General features: G+C 69.3%; 13 protein-coding genes and 1 pseudogene. 7 read left to right on the forward strand and 7 right to left on the reverse strand.

What is annotated here, in order from left to right:
* From ACFE65_RS09095 to ACFE65_RS09105, 3 genes and pseudogenes are all read left to right on the forward strand, one after another.
* Positions 1 to 590 (forward strand): annotated as a pseudogene (locus ACFE65_RS09095) (TonB-dependent receptor); the annotation flags it as partial.
* Between the two features lie 133 nt (positions 591 to 723).
* Positions 724 to 2,325, forward strand: coding sequence for an L-aspartate oxidase (gene nadB / locus ACFE65_RS09100; RefSeq protein ID WP_375382043.1), 1,602 nt, complete (start codon positions 724 to 726; stop codon positions 2,323 to 2,325).
* A 207-nt stretch (positions 2,326 to 2,532) separates the two neighbouring features.
* Complete coding sequence (locus ACFE65_RS09105) at positions 2,533 to 3,237, forward strand: lipid-binding SYLF domain-containing protein (protein WP_375382044.1); 705 nt, start codon at positions 2,533 to 2,535, stop codon at positions 3,235 to 3,237.
* 18 nt (positions 3,238 to 3,255) lie between these two features.
* Here ACFE65_RS09105 and ACFE65_RS09110 read toward each other — a convergent pair whose 3' ends face one another.
* The gene (locus ACFE65_RS09110; protein ID WP_375382045.1) at positions 3,256 to 4,467 is read right to left on the reverse strand and encodes a cation:proton antiporter; all 1,212 of its coding nucleotides are present in this window, start codon (positions 4,465 to 4,467) and stop codon (positions 3,256 to 3,258) included.
* 223 nt (positions 4,468 to 4,690) lie between these two features.
* On the opposite strand from ACFE65_RS09110, the gene ACFE65_RS09115 reads away from it, so the two are divergent.
* The 3 genes from ACFE65_RS09115 to ACFE65_RS09125 all read left to right on the forward strand — a co-directional run bounded on the left by ACFE65_RS09115 (position 4,691) and on the right by ACFE65_RS09125 (position 9,540).
* Complete coding sequence (locus ACFE65_RS09115; RefSeq protein ID WP_375382046.1) at positions 4,691 to 5,800, forward strand: serine hydrolase; 1,110 nt, start codon at positions 4,691 to 4,693, stop codon at positions 5,798 to 5,800.
* A 171-nt stretch (positions 5,801 to 5,971) separates the two neighbouring features.
* Entirely contained in the window at positions 5,972 to 8,758 is a 2,787-nt protein-coding gene (gene polA, locus ACFE65_RS09120) for a DNA polymerase I (protein WP_375382047.1), read from the forward strand.
* A complete protein-coding gene (locus ACFE65_RS09125) occupies positions 8,758 to 9,540 on the forward strand; it encodes a DUF3825 domain-containing protein (protein ID WP_375382048.1) in 783 nt (260 codons plus the stop codon). The genes polA and ACFE65_RS09125 overlap by 1 nt, the downstream gene beginning before the upstream one ends.
* Before the next feature lie 107 nt (positions 9,541 to 9,647).
* Here the strand turns inward: ACFE65_RS09125 and purH are convergent, their stop codons facing one another.
* From purH to ACFE65_RS09145, 4 genes are all read right to left on the reverse strand, one after another.
* Positions 9,648 to 11,231 (reverse strand): bifunctional phosphoribosylaminoimidazolecarboxamide formyltransferase/IMP cyclohydrolase, encoded by a 1,584-nt coding sequence (purH, locus tag ACFE65_RS09130; protein WP_375382049.1) that lies wholly within the window; start codon positions 11,229 to 11,231, stop codon positions 9,648 to 9,650.
* A gap of 190 nt (positions 11,232 to 11,421) precedes the next feature.
* Entirely contained in the window at positions 11,422 to 13,140 is a 1,719-nt protein-coding gene (locus ACFE65_RS09135; RefSeq protein WP_375382115.1) for a heparinase II/III family protein, read from the reverse strand.
* 38 nt (positions 13,141 to 13,178) lie between these two features.
* On the reverse strand, positions 13,179 to 13,841 hold the full coding sequence (rpe, locus tag ACFE65_RS09140; protein ID WP_375382050.1) for a ribulose-phosphate 3-epimerase: 663 nt from the start codon (positions 13,839 to 13,841) through the stop codon (positions 13,179 to 13,181).
* Positions 13,842 to 13,892: 51 nt separating this feature from the next.
* Positions 13,893 to 15,203: an RsmB/NOP family class I SAM-dependent RNA methyltransferase gene (locus ACFE65_RS09145; protein WP_375382051.1), complete on the reverse strand. Its 1,311-nt coding sequence runs from the start codon at positions 15,201 to 15,203 to the stop codon at positions 13,893 to 13,895.
* A gap of 65 nt (positions 15,204 to 15,268) precedes the next feature.
* On the opposite strand from ACFE65_RS09145, the gene ACFE65_RS09150 reads away from it, so the two are divergent.
* Positions 15,269 to 15,427, forward strand: coding sequence for a DUF1674 domain-containing protein (locus ACFE65_RS09150; RefSeq protein ID WP_375382052.1), 159 nt, complete (start codon positions 15,269 to 15,271; stop codon positions 15,425 to 15,427).
* 135 nt (positions 15,428 to 15,562) lie between these two features.
* On the opposite strand, the gene ACFE65_RS09155 is transcribed toward ACFE65_RS09150, so the two are convergent.
* Positions 15,563 to 15,787: a DUF1272 domain-containing protein gene (locus ACFE65_RS09155; protein ID WP_375382053.1), complete on the reverse strand. Its 225-nt coding sequence runs from the start codon at positions 15,785 to 15,787 to the stop codon at positions 15,563 to 15,565.
* A gap of 38 nt (positions 15,788 to 15,825) precedes the next feature.
* The gene (gene glmM, locus ACFE65_RS09160) at positions 15,826 to 17,175 is read right to left on the reverse strand and encodes a phosphoglucosamine mutase (protein WP_375382054.1); all 1,350 of its coding nucleotides are present in this window, start codon (positions 17,173 to 17,175) and stop codon (positions 15,826 to 15,828) included.
* Between the last annotated feature and the right edge of the window lie 24 nt (positions 17,176 to 17,199).

Genomic DNA, 17,199 nt, shown 5'->3' on the forward strand with positions numbered 1-17,199 from the left:
GCGGCGGTGGCGGTGGCGGCCGGGGTGGCGGTGGTGGTGGTGGCTTCGGCGGCCGTGGCGGCGGTGCGGGCGGCGGCCGTCTGCAGTTCGCTTTCTACCACACCTGGTATTTCGAGGACACGGTACTGGTCCGCGCCGGTGGCCCGCTGCTCGATGCGCTGAACGGCGACGTGATCGGCAGCGGCACGGGTGGCGGCCAGCCGCGGCATGAGTTGCAGGGCCAAGCCGGCTACAGCAACAATGGCCTCGGCATCCGCGCGTCCGCCAACTACCAGACCGGCACGTTCGTGCGCGGCAGCACGGCGGCGATTGCGACGACGGGGGGCGCGACGACGGACAGCACGCTCAACTTCTCCAGCCTGGCGACGTTCGACCTCCGGCTGTTCGCGGACCTCGGCCAGCAGCTCAAGTTCGTGGTCAAGCACCCCTGGGCGCGCGGCGTGCGGCTGACGCTCAGCGCGACCAACCTGTTCGACTCGCGCCAGCGGGTGACGTCGGGCGACGGCACGACGCCGATCAGCTACCAGCCCGACTATCTCGACCCGCTCGGCCGGTCGATCAAGTTGAGTCTGAGGAAGCAGCTGTACTGACGGTCGCCGTCACCCCAGCGAACGCTGGGGTCTCGTCGTGGGGCGGACTTGTCGCGGAGAGATGCCAGCGTTCGCTGGCATAACGGCAAGGAGCGGCTGTCCACCACGCCGCTTCTTGTGGCAGGGGGCGCAGATGACCTCTCCGCCTCCCCCCGCCACCACCGCCGACGTCCTGATCGTCGGGTCGGGCGCCGCCGGGCTCACCGCCGCGCTGACGCTCGCCGACCGGTTCCGCGTCACGGTGCTCGCCAAGGGCGCGCTCAACGAGGGCTCCACCGCCTGGGCGCAGGGTGGGATCGCGGCGGTGCTCGAACCCGGCGACACGTTCGAAAATCACGTCCGCGACACGATGGTCGCCGGCGCCGGCCTCAACGATCGCGACGTCGTCGAATACGTCATCGGCGGCGCGCCCGCGGCGATCGAGCGGCTGGTTCGGCTCGGCGTGCCGTTCGAGACGGAGGGCAACGCGCTGCACCTGACCCGCGAGGGCGGCCATTCGCACCGGCGCATCGTCCATGTCGCCGACGCGACCGGCTGGGCGGTGCAGGAGGCGCTGCAACGCGCCGCCGAGGCGCATCCCAACATCACATTGCTGCCCGACCGGGTCGCGATCGATCTCGCGACCGGACGCCACGAGGAGCGGTATTCCGGCGCGGGCAACGTGTGGGGCGTCTATGCGGTCGACCGCGCGTCGGGCGGCGTCGAGCTGCACACCGCGCGCGCGACGATCCTGGCGACGGGCGGCGCGGGCCGGACGTACCTCTTCTCCACCGCTCCGCGCGGCGCGACCGGCGACGGGATCGCGATGGCCTGGCGCGCCGGCTGCCGCATCTCGAACATGGAGATGATGCAGTTCCATCCGACGTGCCTCTACGACCTCCACGTCAAGAACTTCCTGATCACCGAGGCGGTGCGTGGCGAGGGCGGCCGGCTCATCAATCCGCAGACCGGCACCCGGTTCATGGAGTTCTACGATCCCGAACGTATGGAGCTCGCACCCCGCGACGTGGTGGCGCGCGCGATCGACGCGGAGATCAAGCGCTACGGCCTCGATTACGTCCACCTCGACATCAGTCATGAGCCCGCCGAGTTCGTGCGCGGCCACTTCCCCAACATCCACGAGAAGCTGCTGGGTCTCGGCATCGACATGACCACCGGGCCGATCCCGGTCGTTCCCGCGCAGCATTACACCTGCGGCGGGATCGTCATCGATCGCGCCGGGCGCACCGACCTGCCCGGTCTGTACGCGGCGGGCGAGTGCACCGAGAGCGGGCTGCACGGCGCCAACCGGCTCGCGTCCAACTCGTTGCTCGAATGTTTCGTCTTCGGCGAGGCGTGCGCGGCCGACATCGCCGCGCGCTGGGACCAGCTTCCCGCCGTGCCCACGATCCGGCCATGGGACGAGAGCCGCGTCACCGACTCGGACGAGGAGGTGGTCATTAAGCAGAACTGGACCGAGATCCGCCGCTTCATGTGGAATTACGTCGGCATCGTGCGGACCACCAAGCGGCTCCAGCGTGCCGCCAGCCGCATCCGCCTCCTCCAGGAGGAGGTCGCGGATTATTACGGCCATTTCCGCGTCACGCCCGACCTGATCGAGCTTCGGAACCTGATCCAGACCGCCGACTTGATCGTCCGCTCCGCGCTCCACCGCCACGAGAGCCGCGGGCTGCACTATACGCTCGACTGGCCCGAGACGCTGCCGGACGCGATCGACACGGTGCTGGTGCCGTAAAGGTCATCTAATCCTCCCCCGCCAGGGGGAGGTGGCACGCGAAGCGTGACGGAGGGGGAGGACCGGCTGACGTTTCGGGTGCCTCCCCCTCCGACCGGCTACGCCGGCCACCTCCCCCTGACGGGGGAGGATTGAGAAATTGCCGGCGGAACGGCGGGTCCCACGCCTTCGTTGAGGAAACCTGCATCTATCGTCAGGAACCCCGTCATGATCCGCTTTTCCCATACCATCGCGTCCCGTTCGGTCGCCCTCGTCGCAGCAATGCTCGTCCTGACACCCTCCCTCGCCGCCGCCGAAGGCCAGCAGCGGCACCCGAGCGATGACAGCGCAACGGCGCGCGGGCCGCAGAAGCTGGTCGACAAGGCGGTGTCAGTGGTGGCCGAGATGGACCGCGATCCCAAGCTCCACGCGCTCGTCGGGCGCGCGGCCGGCATCTACATCATCCCGGCTTATGGTCAGGCCGGTTTCCTGATCGGTGGCCGCGGCGGGGCGGGCGTCGCCGTGGCGCGCACCGCAAGCGGCTGGAGCACGCCGGCGTTCTTCAGCTTCGGCGGCCTCAACATCGGCCTGCAGGCCGGTGGCGACGGGGGCTCGGTCGTGTACCTGCTGATGAACCGGCGCGCCGTCAGCCAGTTTATCGACCGGACCAAGATCTCGCTCAACGCCAATGCCGGCTATGCGGTCGTCAAATATTCCGACGCCGACCAGGCGAACCTCGCCAAGGGCGACGTGATCGTGTGGACCAACACTAAGGGCGCCTATGCCGGCGCGACGATCGAGGCGAGCGGTATCCACGCCGACGACGGCCGGACCCGCGAGTTCTACGGCCGCGACCTGTCGCCGCGCGCGATCCTGAACGGCCAGGCCTCCGCCCCCGGCGCGCGCTTTCTGCAGCAGGCGCTCGCGCGCTGATGACATCCGGGCCCCGTGTCAGGCGTGGCCCGCGTCCGTCTCGATCAGTCCCAGCCGGCGGATGAGCGGCCCCATCGTCAATCCCTGCACGACGATCGAGAAGGCGACGACGGCGAACACCACCGCCACGATGGTGGCCCGTTCGGGCACGGCGCCGGGCAGAGCGAGCGCGAGCGCGAGCGCCAGCGCGCCGCGCAGGCCCCCCCAGAACAGCACGTGCTTGTATGCCCAGGGCACCGCCAGCCGCGTTCGTGCGAAGGCGAGCGTCATCGGGTAGACCGACAGCGCCCGGCCCGCGAGCGACAGGCCGATCGCCAGCGCCGCCGCTTCCACCACCACGCCGATCGGCAGCCGCGCCTCGCTCCCGCCGATCAGGAGGAAGATCACCGAGTTGCCGAGGAACGCGACATATTCCCAGTGGTTGAGCACGCCGCGGCGGCCGTCGTCGCTGATCGTGCCCGGGAAGCCCCAATTGCCCACGACCAGCCCCGCCGCCAGCGTCGCGAGCACGCCCGAACACCCAAGATGCTCCGCCACCAGGAACGCGCCGAACGCGATTAGCGTGGTGATCGTCACCTCGACCAGCCGGTCGTCCGTGCCGCCCGCGACCAGGATCAGCGGCACCGCGACGCCGACGCCGATGCCGATGCCGCCCACCGAGGTGTACAGCAACTGCCACCCGATCGCGCCCAGGCTGACGTCCCCCGCGCCTGCGCCAGCAACCGCGATGCCGGTCAGCACCGCGAAGCCGACCGCCGCGACCCCGTCGTTGAGCAGGCTCTCCGCCTCCACCAGCAGATGCAACCTTGGCTCGACGCGCCATTGCTTGAACGCGGCGATCACCGAGACGGGGTCGGTGGCGGAGATCAGCACGCCGAACAGCCCCGCGCCGATCCAGCTCCACCCCGCCCAATAATGCATCCCCGCCGCCACGACGCCGCTCGCGACCGCGACGCCCAGCGTGACGAGCGCGAGCAGCAGCGGCAGCTCGCGGCGCAGCGGCCTCCAGGGGATCTGGATCGCCGCCTCGAACACCAAGGGCGGCAGCAGGATGAAATAGATCAGGTCGCGCGTCAGCGGCGGCGCGGTGCCGGGCGCGACCAGCGCGATGCCGAGCCCCGCGACGACCAGCCCGATGCTGTAGGGCAGCCGCAACCGCTGCGCGCCGATCGCCACCAGGATGGCCGCGAGGAACAGGCCGCCGATCGTCAGGAACCCGCTCTCGTCCATCGCCGCCGCCTTTCGGCGCCCTTCCTTCCATGCCCCGCGCCGGTGGCCAACCGCTTTCGCGCCCGGCACGGCACCACGCCGCCGGTCGCGCGTCAGGCGCGGTTCACCGCACCATCGCTAACGCGTGGTTTTCGATGAGCAATTCTCGCCTAGAGTGTCGACGCGGTCAGCGGGGCGACAAGTGACGATTGGACGGTTGGGGGTCAGCTATGGCCAATGGGGCATGCGCCTGGCGGCCGGCTCCGGCCTGGTGATGGCGGTGGCGGCGTGCGGATCGGCGAGCCATCCTGGCGCCGGCGCGCGCGCACCGGTCGCGAGCCCGAGCTATTTCGTCTCCGTGCCCGTACCGCCGCCGCCCGTCGAGCCGCCGCGCACGAGCCGCGCGCCGGCGCGGCTGGAGGCGGCGATCGAGTCGATCCACCATGGCTTCGCCGGCCGGATGGGGATCGCGGTGCGCGCGGTCGACGCGGGCTGGACCATCGAGGCGGGCGGACTCCAGCGGCTGCCGCAGCAATCGGTGTCCAAGCTGTGGGTCGCGATGACGGTGCTCGACCGGCGCGACCAGGGCAAACTGCGCCTCGACGATCCGGTGACGGTCGGGCCGGGCGACATCACCTTGTTCCACCAGCCGATCGCGTTCCTGGCGGTGAAGCCGGGCGGGTTCCACACCACGGTGGGCGATCTGCTCACCCGCGCGCTGACGCACAGCGACAACACCGCCAACGACAAACTGCTTTGGCTGGTTGGCGGCCCGTCGGCGGTGCGCGCGTTCATCGAGCGCAAGCAGCTCGGTGGCATCCGTTTTGGTCCCGGCGAGCGGCAGTTGCAGAGCCGGACGGCGGGGCTGACGTGGCAGGCTTCGTACGCGCTGGGCAATAATTTCGAAATCGCCCGCTCGCGGCTGACCCCCGCCGCGCGCGCGGCCGCGCTCGACGCCTATGTCTCCGATCCGCCCGACGGTGCCGAGCCGGTCGCGATCGCCGACGCGCTCGCGCGCCTCGCACGCGGCGAGCTGCTGTCGGAGACGTCGACGCGGATCATGCTCGACACGATGGGCGCCTCCGTCACCGGCCGCGCCCGGCTGCGCGCCGCGCTGCCGTCCGGCTGGACGATCGCGCACAAGACCGGGACCGGGCAGGATCTCGGACCCCGCAATGCCGGGTTCAACGACGTCGGCCTGCTGACCGCGCCCGACGGCTCGCGCTACGCGATCGCGGTGATGATCGGCGACTCGGTCCGCCCGATGCGCGAGCGGCAGGAGCTGATCCAGTCGGTCGCCGCGGAAGTCGCGAGCTATCAGGCGAGCCGCGGGGGCGCGGGATCGACGAACTAAACCATCACCCTACCACGCTCGTCTTCACCTCCGTTCAGGCTGAGCTTGTCGAAGCCCTGTCGTTTCTACGGTAGCACGAAGAAGGACAGCCCTTCGACAAGCTCAGGGCCAACGGAATAGGTGAAGCGGGGACCGTTTGAGCCGCCCCGCTCCATCCGCTACACCTACGCCATGCCCCACCTCTACCTCGTCGACGGCTCCGGCTACATCTTCCGCGCCTATCACCGCTTGCCACCGCTCACCAACAAGCACGGCGAGCCAGTCGGCGCGGTGTACGGCTATACGACGATGCTCTGGAAGCTGGCGGACGAGGTCCATGCGGCGGAAGGCCCGACCCATATGGCGGTGGTGCTCGACAAGTCGTCGGAGAATCATCGCACGCAGATGTACCCGCAGTACAAGGCGCACCGGCCGCCGCCGCCGCCGGACCTGACGCCGCAATTCCCGATGATCCGCGACGCGACCCGCGCCTTTTCGCTGCCGTGCATCGAGGAGGCGGGGCTGGAGGCGGACGACCTGATCGCGAGCTATGCCACGGCGGCACTGGCGCAGGGCTGGCAGGTGACGATCGTCTCCAGCGACAAGGACCTGATGCAGCTGATCGAGCCGGGGCTCGACCTGTATGACACGATGACCAACCGCCGACTAGGCGCGGAACAGGTGGTGGAGAAGTTCGGCGTCGGCCCGGACAAGCTCGGCGACGTGCTGGCGCTGATGGGCGATGCGGTCGACAACGTGCCGGGCGTGCCGGGCGTCGGGCCCAAGACGGCGGCCAAGCTGATCCAGGACCATGGCGACGTCGAAGCCGTCCTGGCGGCCGCGCCCGACATGAAGAAGGGCAAGCTACGCGACAATCTGATCGAGCATGCCGATGCCGCGCGGATGAGCCGGGAACTCGTCAAGCTGGTGTGCGACGCGCCGCTGGAACACCCGCTGGAGGAACTGGAGCTCAAGGGCATCCCCGACGCGCCGCTGCGCGCGTTCCTGGAGCATCACGGCTTCAAGTCGCTGCTCGCCCGGCTTGGTGATGGGGCGCAAGGCGGCACGAGCGTCGCCGACGCGCCGGTCCCCGAACCCACATCAGTCCCGATGGAGCAGGACCCGCCCTGCGACCACGACGGTTACGAGACGGTGGTGGACGAGGCCGCGCTCGATCGCTGGATCGCGGTCGCGCGCCACCAGGGCTGGGTCGCGATCGACACGGAGACGAGCGGCACCGACTCGATGGCCTGTACGCTGGTGGGCGTCAGCCTCTCGCTCCATCCCAACCTCGCCTGCTACATCCCCCTCACCCACGGCGGCACCGACCTGCTGGCGGAAACGCCGGTGCAATTGTCGCCGCAGGTCGCTCTGGCGAAGCTCAAGCCGCTGTTCGAGGATCCGTCCGTCCTCAAGATCGGCCACAACCTCAAGTTCGACATGACGGTGCTGGCGCGCGCCGGCGAAATGGTCGGGGGGCTGAAGGTCGCGCCCTATGACGACACGATCGTGATGAGCTTCGACCTCGACGCGGGGCTGCACGGCCACGGCATGGACGAACTCGCCGCGACGCATTTGTCGCACTCGTGCATCGCGTTCAAGGACGTGGTCGGCACCGGCAAGACGCAGCGCGGATTCCACGAGGTCGACCTCAAGTCCGCGACCCGCTACGCGGCCGAGGACGCCGACGTGACGTACCGCTTGTGGAAGCGGTTCAAGGCGCGACTGCCGGCCGAGGCCGCGACGCGGGTGTACGAGATGGTCGACCGGCCGCTGGTGGCGGTGGTCGCGCGGATGGAGCGGCGCGGCATCCTGGTCGACCGCGAGAAGCTCGCCGCACTGTCGGCGGAGTTCACCGGGCAGATCGCGGAGCTGGAGACGGTCGTCCACCATATGGCGGGCGGCCCGTTCACGATCGGCAGCCCCAAGCAGTTGGGTGACGTGCTGTTCGAGCGGCTGGGCCTCAAGGGCGGGCGCAAGGGCAAGTCGGGCGTCTATTCCACCGATGTGACCGAACTCGAACGGATCGCGCGCGAGAAGGGCGAGGGCTCGGAGATCGTCCGTCGCGTGCTCGACTGGCGTCAGCTCACCAAGCTCAAGAACACCTATACCGACGCGCTGCAGGCGGAGATCAACGCCGACACGGGCCGCGTGCACACCAGCTACTCGCTGACGGGTGCGCAGACCGGGCGGCTATCGTCGACCGAGCCCAACCTCCAGAACATCCCGATCCGCACCGAGACCGGTCGCCAGATCCGCGACGCGTTCGTCGCCGAGCCGGGCAATGTGATCCTGTCGGCCGATTATTCGCAGATCGAGCTGCGCCTCGCCGCGCACATCGCCGACGTGCCGCAGCTCCGCGACGCATTCGCGAACGGCGACGACATCCACTCGCTCACCGCGCAGGAGCTGTTCGGCAAGGTCGACCGCGACACGCGCTCGCGCGCCAAGACGATCAACTTCGCAATCCTCTACGGCATCTCGCGCTGGGGGCTGGCGGGGCGGCTCGACGTGTCGGCGGACGAGGCGCAGGGGATGATCGACACCTATTTCGACCGCTTCCCCGGCATCAACCGCTACATCGCCGAGACGCTGACGGGCGTGCGCGAGCGTGGCTACACCACCACGCTGTTCGGGCGGAAATGCTGGTTCCCGCGGCTCAAGTCCAAGATCCAGCCCGAGCGGCAGGGCGCCGAGCGCGCGGCGATCAACGCGCCGATCCAGGGCACGAGCGCGGACATCATCAAGCGTGCGATGATCCGCATGGAGCCTGCACTGGCAGCGGAAGGGCTGCCCGACGTGCGGATGCTGCTGCAGGTCCACGACGAACTGGTGTTCGAGCTGCCCGCGGGCGACGTCGAACGCGCGAAGCCGGTGATCGAGCGGGTCATGGCGACCGCGGCGGAGCCGGCGGTGAAGCTGACGGTGCCGCTGGGGGTGGAGATCGGGACGGGGCCGAGCTGGGGTGAGGCGCATTAATGGAAAGCGGTATGGATATGTTACCTGATGAACTGCTGAGCTTCGCGTACGTACCTGCGTTCGATGATCGCTTAGATGAACTTTCAAGACTTGCGGAGGATGAGCCTGGAGATTGGGATTTCAATGCTACGCCAACCGGGCGTAAGCCTATCCTCCGGAACTATATATTTCGGACCTATTCTCGGCTGGCTTTTGAGGATAAGGTTCAAATCAATGACGATGGTGAACTGGCGGCGTTTAATACTGGACTTGTAACCGAGTCTCAGGAGCAGATTTGTGCGATTTTTGAGCGCAATCGGAACCTTGACAAACAGGATTGGTACTTTCGAGCATGGGCGAGAGAGGGAGAACACTACCTAAACGGATTTAGGGGAACCCCAAAAATCGCTCATTACTTCGACAACCCATCAATGCTGGTATTTGATACAAGAAAGGAGCTGCGGGTCCATTACGATCACATCGTCAATGAAAACCTAAGCCGTTTTCCTACTGAGTTCCGTACCCTTGGCCTACACAATCTATCTGCACTTCTTAGAGGAAAAATTGATCAGGCAAAGATCCGAGTGATAAGAAACTACAAAGCGGCAATCCCACAATACTATAATAATAAGGTGCAACTACTCCTGCCTATTTGTTTAACTAATCCGTCGATCGCCGATTTGGCGCTCGTAGTTGACGATGTTGGCCATGATTACAGGGCCTCAACCTGTTTAACTCTTGAAATGGCCTACAGCAATGCACGCCAGATCACCCGGCCTGATCGGGATTGGCTCCGGCCCTGACGGTCCTCAGCCACGCGTCAGCCACCCGACCGGTTAGCCGAAGCAGGTATCGGCACGACCTTGCGTTTGGCGCACCGGCACCACGTGGCCGCGCCTACAACCGTTCCTCAATGCCTGAAATGCCGCATTCCGGTGAACACCATCGCCAGCCCGGCCGCGTCCGCCGCTGCGATCACCTCGTCGTCGCGGATCGAGCCACCGGGCTGGATCACCGCCGTCGCGCCCGCCTCCACTGCCGCCATCAGACCGTCGGCGAACGGGAAGAACGCGTCCGACGCCACCGCCGAGCCGATCGTGCGCGGTGTCGCCCAGCTCGCCTTGTTGGCGGCGTCGCGCGCCTTCCATGCGGCGATGCGCGCCGACTCCAGCCGGTTCATCTGCCCGGCCCCGATCCCGGCGGTCGCGCCGTCCTTCGCATAGACGATCGCGTTCGACTTGACGTGCTTGGCCACGGTCCAGGCGAACAGGCAGTCGGCCAATTCCTGCTCGGTCGGCTGGCGCTTCGTCACGACCTTCAGCTCGCCTGGCCGGCCCGCGTCGCGGCTCTGCACAAGCCAGCCGCCGGTGATCGACTTCACCGTCAGGCCAAGCCGCGCCGGGTCGGGCAGTGCGCCCGTCAGCAGCAAACGGAGGTTCTTCTTGCCCGCGAACACCGCCAGCGCCTCTGCATCGGCATCCGGCGCGACCACTACCTCGGTGAAGATGCCGGCAATGGCGCGGGCGGTCTCGCCGTCCAGCGGCCGGTTGACCGCGATGATGCCGCCGAACGCCGACACGGTGTCGCACTGGAAGGCGCGCTCATACGCCTCAACGAGCGTCGCGCCGATCGCGACCCCGCACGGGTTGGCGTGCTTGACGATCACGCAGGCGGGCTCGCCGTCCCGGAACTCCGACACGAGCTCCAGCGCCGCATCTGCATCGTTGAGGTTGTTGTACGACAGCTCCTTGCCCTGGACCTGCCGCGCTTGGCCGATCCCGCGCGCGTGCGGGCCGGCGGAGCGATAGAAGGCGGCCTGCTGATGCGGGTTCTCGCCATAGCGCAGCGTGGAGCCGCGCCTGAGCACAAGCGGCAGCGTCTCCGGAAACCGCTCGCCCTGGTCAGCGAAGGCGAACCAGCTTGCGATCGCCGCGTCATAGGCGGCAGTGGCGGCGAACGCCTTGGCCGCGAGCCGGCGGCGCGTGTCGAGGCTCGTCGCGCCGGCGTTGGCGGCCAGCTCCTCGATCAGCGCAGGATAGTCCGCCGGGTCGGTGACGATCGCCACATGCGCGTGGTTCTTCGCCGCCGAGCGCACCATGCTGGGGCCGCCGATGTCGATGTTCTCGATCACCTCGTCGCGCCCCGCGTCGCGGGCGACGGTGGCCTCGAACGGGTAGAGGTTGACGACCACCAGGTCGATCGCGCCGATCCCGTGCGCGTCCATCGCCACGACGTGCGCGGGGTCGTCGCGGACCGCCAGCAGCCCGCCGTGCACCTTGGGGTGGAGCGTCTTGACGCGGCCGTCCATCATCTCGGGGAAGCCGGTCAGCTCCGACACGTCGCGCACCGTCAGCCCTGCGGCGCGGAGCGCGGTCGCGGTGCCGCCGGTCGAGACCAGCTCAACACCATGGCCGGCGAGCGCCGTTGCCAGCTCGACGAGCCCGGTCTTGTCCAACACGGACAGCAACGCACGGGCGATGGGAACGGCGGACATGGCGAACTCCAGCATCGCCTACCGGCGTGGTTGCGCGGCCCATACAGGGTGCCGTGTCGCGGCGACAACCTCCCTTGCACCCGCCCCTCACTCGCTTTCAGTCCGTTACCCTTGCGAACGCGAGGGTCTCGTTGAAAGCGCATGCCGGTCGTGAGCGATCCCCGCGTTCGCGGGGATGACGGTCTTAGGATTACCGCGCGCGCTTGAACGCCCAGCTTGCCGTCGCGCCGCCCGCGACCGCCTCGCCCGCGATCACCAACTGCCGGATCGCCACCGGCCGCCCGGCGCCGTCGATCCACAGGCTGTCCTCCACCGACAGCGCCCCGCCGCGGCAGCGGAACTGCCACAGCGCCGCGCCCGGCCCACGCAGCACCGCGCCGGCTCCGTCGCCGGTCGGCGCGGCCTCCACCCCCTCGCCCAGATGAAAGCGAATCGCGAAAGCCGTCGGCGCCGCCCGCCGCCGTCGCCCCTCGGGCAGCAGCATGTCCTCACCGCGCAGCTCGCGCCCGTCGCCCGCCAGCACCAGGCTGCGACGGTGGAGGAAGCCGTAGCGGCGGACATAGCCGTCGTGGCTCGCCTCGATCCGGCTCGCGCCGCCGCTCTCCTGCCGCGCGAGCTCAACCACGCCGACGCCGCGGCCGAGCGTGCCGTCCGCCTGGATCGCGGTGGAGTTGCTGTCGGCAAGGCACAGCGTCGAATGCGCCGCCGTCGTGCGCAGGCCCTCGGTCAGCCCGGCCGGCAGTCCCGCGATCCCGGCCCGCGCGCCGCCGCAGTTCACCACCAGCCGCATCGGCCCGTCCGACAGCTCGAACGCCAGCGTCGAGGCGCAGCCACCGTCCACCACCCGCGCCACCGGCGGCGGCGCGGCGTCGACGATCACGACCGCCGAGCCGGTGGCGAGCCGCTGATACCCCCAGTCGCGCGCCTGACGGAGTGGGCGGGTGCGGATGCCGCTCGCGTCGATCACCTCCGCCAGCCGGTCGGGCGACGTCGGGCCCCCGCCCTGCCAGCTCGACAGGCCGCGATCGGCATGGGCGACGCCCAGCAGCGCGGGCACCATGCGCGCCATCGCCTGCGCTGCCGGCTCGGGCAGGTCCATCCGGCGCGCGGCATAGGCGGCACGCAGGCTCACCAGCGTTTCGAGGATCGCGAGCAATTGGCGTGGCGAGCGGCTGACGGTGCCGCCGTCGTCGAACAGCGCGGTGCCCAGCGCGCGCACCAGCCCGGCCTCGCCGAACACCCGCCTGGGATCGCCGCCGGGGATCAGCAGCCCCGCGACGATCACCCCCGCCCAGGCGACGACACGGTCGGCGCCTGGCGCGGCCTTGTCCGCCGCGCGATCGAGATGACGCGCACCCCGCGCCAGCGTGTTGAGGACGCGTGAGCGATAGATCAGGTCGCCCGACGACAGGATCAGCGGCGCGTGCGCGGTCCAGCCGATCAGCCGCCGCCCCCACAGGCTCGGCCGCCACGCCTCGCCCGACACGGCGTCGGCATGCGCGCCGAGCCAGCGCGCCATCAGGCTTTCCGCGATCGGCGCCGCCTGCGCCCGCGTCGCGACGGTGGACAGGTCGCGCAGCCAGTCGAAGCTGTGGAGATGGGCGCCGAACGGCCGGCTCCAGTCGGGCCGCGCGAGGTCGAGGGCGGCGAGTTCGCGCTCCTCGCCCCGGAACGTCAGCCGCCCGGCCAGCAGCGTGCGCCCACGCGCGACGTCGCCGGGCAGCGGATCGTCGGGCACCGCGAGCAGCTTGAGCGGATAGCGGCCCTTCAGCCGCAGCGTGTGGATCGGCGTACGCCACGTCAGCCGGTGCAACCGTTCCGACAGCCGCTCCGCCAGCGACAGTCCAGCCTCTCCACCGACGCGGATCAGTTGGCGGCCGGACTCGATCCCGTCGCCAGGCTCCTCCATCCATGCCGAGCCCGGATCGAGGACAGGATCGGCGTCGCTCACCCGCCGCGCAGGCCCGCGATGGCGGCCCGATACCCGGCTGGACCAGCCCGGAACACCGCCGTGCCCGCGACGAGCGCGTCCGCTCCCGCCTCGACGCATTGGCGCGCGGTCTGTAGGTCGACGCCGCCGTCCACCTCCAGGTCGATCAAACGTCCCGTCGCGTCGATCATCCGGCGGATCGCGGCGACCTTCTTGAGCTGGCCGGACAGGAAATGCTGGCCGCCGAAACCGGGATCGACCGTCATCACCAGCACCTCGTCTACGTCGTCCATTAGGTAATCCAGCATCTTGGCCGGGGTACCGGGATTGAGGGCGACGCCGGCGCGCTTGCCAAGCCCCTTGATGTGCTGAATCGAGCGATGGATGTGCGGTCCCGCCTCGACATGAACCAGGATCGTGTCGGCCCCCGCTTCGGCAAAGGCATCGAGATAGCGATCGACGGGGGCGATCATCAGGTGGACGTCGAACGGCTTGGCCGTAAGCGGCCTTATCGCCTTCATTACCGCCGGGCCGAAGGAGATGTTGGGGACGAAATGCCCGTCCATCACGTCGACATGGATCCAGTCCGCGCCCGCGGCGTCGATCGCACGCACCTCCTCGCCAAGCTTGGCGAAGTCGGCGGACAGGATCGAGGGCGAGATGCGGACGGGCTGGCTCATGGTGCGTGGGACCCTAGAGCGGCGGCGCGCGCATTTGAACCGTCTTGTGCGTTACCCCGCCCGTCGCAGCCGAACGATGAAGAAGCCGTCGCAGCCTCCTTGTCCGGCCAGCATGCCGGGCAGCGTGCGGACCCAGCCACGCGGATCGGGCGCTATCCCGTCGGGCAGCTCGTCGGTGCGGACCGGATCGATCCCGAACGCGAGGTTCGCGGCCATGAAACGGCCGATCTGCTCCTCGCCCTCCTCCGGTTCCAGCGAGCAGGTGGCGTAGACCAACGTCCCGCCCGGCCGCACCCAGTCGGCGGCGCGCGCGAGCAGCCTCGCCTGCGACGCGGCGGCCTCGTCGATCACTGACGGGCGCACGCGGTGGAGCACGTCGGGATGGCGGCGGAAGATGCCGGTCGCGCTGCACGCCGCATCGAGCAGTACCGCCGCCGCCGGCTCGGCCGGCGACCAGTCGAGGATGTCGGCCCGGATTACCTCGGCCTTCAGCCGAGTGCGGTGCAGATTATCGCGAAGTCGCGCCAGACGACTTTGCGAGCCGTCGACCGCGACCGTGTGCCAACCGGCGGCGGCGAGCTGCATCGTCTTGCCACCGGGCGCCGCGCACAGGTCGAGCGCCGTCGCATCCGGCTCGGGCGGTGCGCCGAGCAGCCGGGCGGGGATGGAAGCGGCGATATCCTGCACCCACCAGGCGCCCTCGGCATAGCCGGGCAGGTCGGTCACCGCCGTACCACGCGGCAGCCGGCGGTGGCCGGAGGCGAGCGACACGCCGCCTAGGTACGCGGGTGCTTCGTCCCGCAACGTCACGTCAAGCGGCGGCGGCGTCGCGATCGCGCGCGCGGCGTCGGCGACCATCTCGTCGCCCCAGGCGATGCCCCAGCGCTCGGCGGTCGCCTCGGGCAGCGTCGGCACCTCGGGCAGCAGGAGCCCCGCGCGGCTTAACGTGCCGAACACGCCATGGACCAGCTTGCGCGGGCCGCCGTCGACCAGCGGCAGCACGGTCGTGATCGCCGCATGCGCCGGCTTGCCGAGCACCAGCGCCTGCACGAGCGCGATCCGGAGCGCCGTGCGCGCCTTGGCATCGGGCGGCAGCGTCTGGCGGGTCGCGCCGTCGATCAGCGCGTCGAGATCGGGCAGCCGGCGCAGCGCCTCGGCGGCGATCGCGTGGGCAAAGGCGCGGTCGTCGGCGCGCGGCAGCTCGCGCGTCGCGCCCGGCATGGCGGCGTCCAGCGCCTGCCCCCGACGCAGCACCGCATCGAGCAGCCGCATCGCGGCGCGGCGGGTCGCGACGCCAGGCGGATCGATGGCAGGCAGATCGGAAGAAGCTTGCTCGGCAGGGACTTGCGCGCGGTCGGTCACGACCCCCATGTGGCGGCGAAGCGGACCGGCCGCAATCGGCTCCGCGTCGCGAAAGGACACGCACGATGGGTGAACGCCCCGCTCACGTCACGCCGCCCCCGTATCTGTCGCCCAACATCCCGGTGCCGGTGCCCCAGCCCGCGCGCAAGACCGAGGATCCCGACGGCCAGGACCCGACCCGCTACGGCGATTGGGAGCACAAGGGCATCGCGATCGACTTCTGATCCAAATGCTTCCGCGTCCATTTGGGCTACCTTCCTAGTTCCGTTCAGGCTGAGCCTGTCGAAGCCCTGCCCTTTTTACGGAAAAGGACAATCCTTCGACAAGCTCAGGATGAACGGAGATAGGGGACCAAGCCTTCAGGCCTGAAACCGCCGCTCCGTCGATCCCGGACTCCGCTTCAGCGCGGCGCCCGTCCGAGTAGGCCGATCGACCAGCTCACCGCCGCAGTTCGGGCACCGGTCGTCCAACGCCTCCGCGCATTCGGCGCAGAAGGTACATTCGAACGAGCAGATGAACGCGCCCGGTGCCTGCGCCGGCAGGTCCGCGCCGCACCGCTCGCAATCGGGCCGCATGGCGAGCATCAGGCGCGCGCCTGTCGGGTCAGCATCAGCCCAGTCTCTCAGGCCGCGGCCTGGCGGACGGCATCGCAGATGCGGTCGACCACCGCCTCGACCTGGCCGGGATCGTCACCCTCCGCCATCACGCGGATCACCGGCTCGGTGCCCGACGGGCGGATGACGAGGCGGCCGCGGCCCTTCAGTTCGGCTTCAGCCTCGGCGATCACGGCCTTCACCGGCTCGGCGTCGAGCGGCCGGCCACCCTTGAAGCGGACGTTCTTGAGCAACTGGGGCAGCGGCTCGAACCGGTGAAGCACCTCGCTCGCGGGCGCGCCCGACCGCACGATCTCCGCGAGCACCTGCAACGCCGCGACCAGCCCGTCGCCGGTGGTCGCATAGTCGGCGAGGATGATGTGCCCCGACTGTTCGCCGCCCAGGTTGAAGCCGCGCGCGCGCATCGCCTCCAGCACGTGGCGGTCGCCCACCTTGGTGCGCACCAGACCCAGTCCCTGCGCCGCCAGATGCCGCTCCAGCCCCAGATTGGACATGACGGTCGCGACCAGGCCGCCGCCCACCAGCCGGCCTTGGCGAGCCCAGCCGGCGGCGATCGTCGCCATCAGCTGGTCGCCGTCGACCACCTTGCCCGCTTCGTCCACCACGATCAGCCGGTCGGCGTCCCCGTCGAGCGCGATGCCGATGTCGGCGCCGCTCGCCACCACCGTGTCCGACAGGGTCTGCGGCGCCGTCGAGCCGACGCCGTCGTTGATGTTGGTGCCGTCGGGCGTCACGCCGATCGCGATCACCTCGGCGCCCAGTTCCCATAGCGCCGACGGCGCGACGCGATAAGCGGCGCCGTTCGCGCAATCGATGACGATCTTCATCCCGTCGAGCCGCAGATCGCGCGGGAAGGTCGCCTTGGCGGAGTTGATGTAGCGGCCCTGCGCATCGTCGATCCGACGCGCCCGGCCGATGGTGGCGGCGGGCGCCAGCGGCACCTGCCCCTCGTCCACGCCGTCGATCAGGTCCTCGATCGCCGTCTCCGCCTCGTCCGACAGCTTGTATCCGTCGGGCCCGAACAGCTTGATGCCGTTGTCCTCGAACGGGTTGTGGCTGGCGGAGATCATCACGCCGATGTCCGCGCGCATCGACTGGGTCAGCAGCGCGATCGCCGGGGTGGGCAGCGGCCCGGTCATGACGACGTCCATGCCGACGCTGGTGAAGCCGGCGACCAGCGCCGATTCGAGCATGTATCCCGACAGGCGCGTGTCCTTGCCGATCAGCACGCGGTGGCGATGGTCGCCGCGCAGGAAATAGGCGCCCGCCGCCATGCCGACCTTCATCGCCATCCGTGCCGTCATCGGCTGCGCGTTGGTGAGGCCGCGGATACCGTCGGTGCCGAAATATCTTGCCATCGCCTGGGTCTCGTCGCCTGATGC

The sequence above is a fragment of the uncultured Sphingomonas sp. genome (genome assembly GCF_964237335.1).
Lineage (GTDB): Bacteria > Pseudomonadota > Alphaproteobacteria > Sphingomonadales > Sphingomonadaceae > Sphingomonas.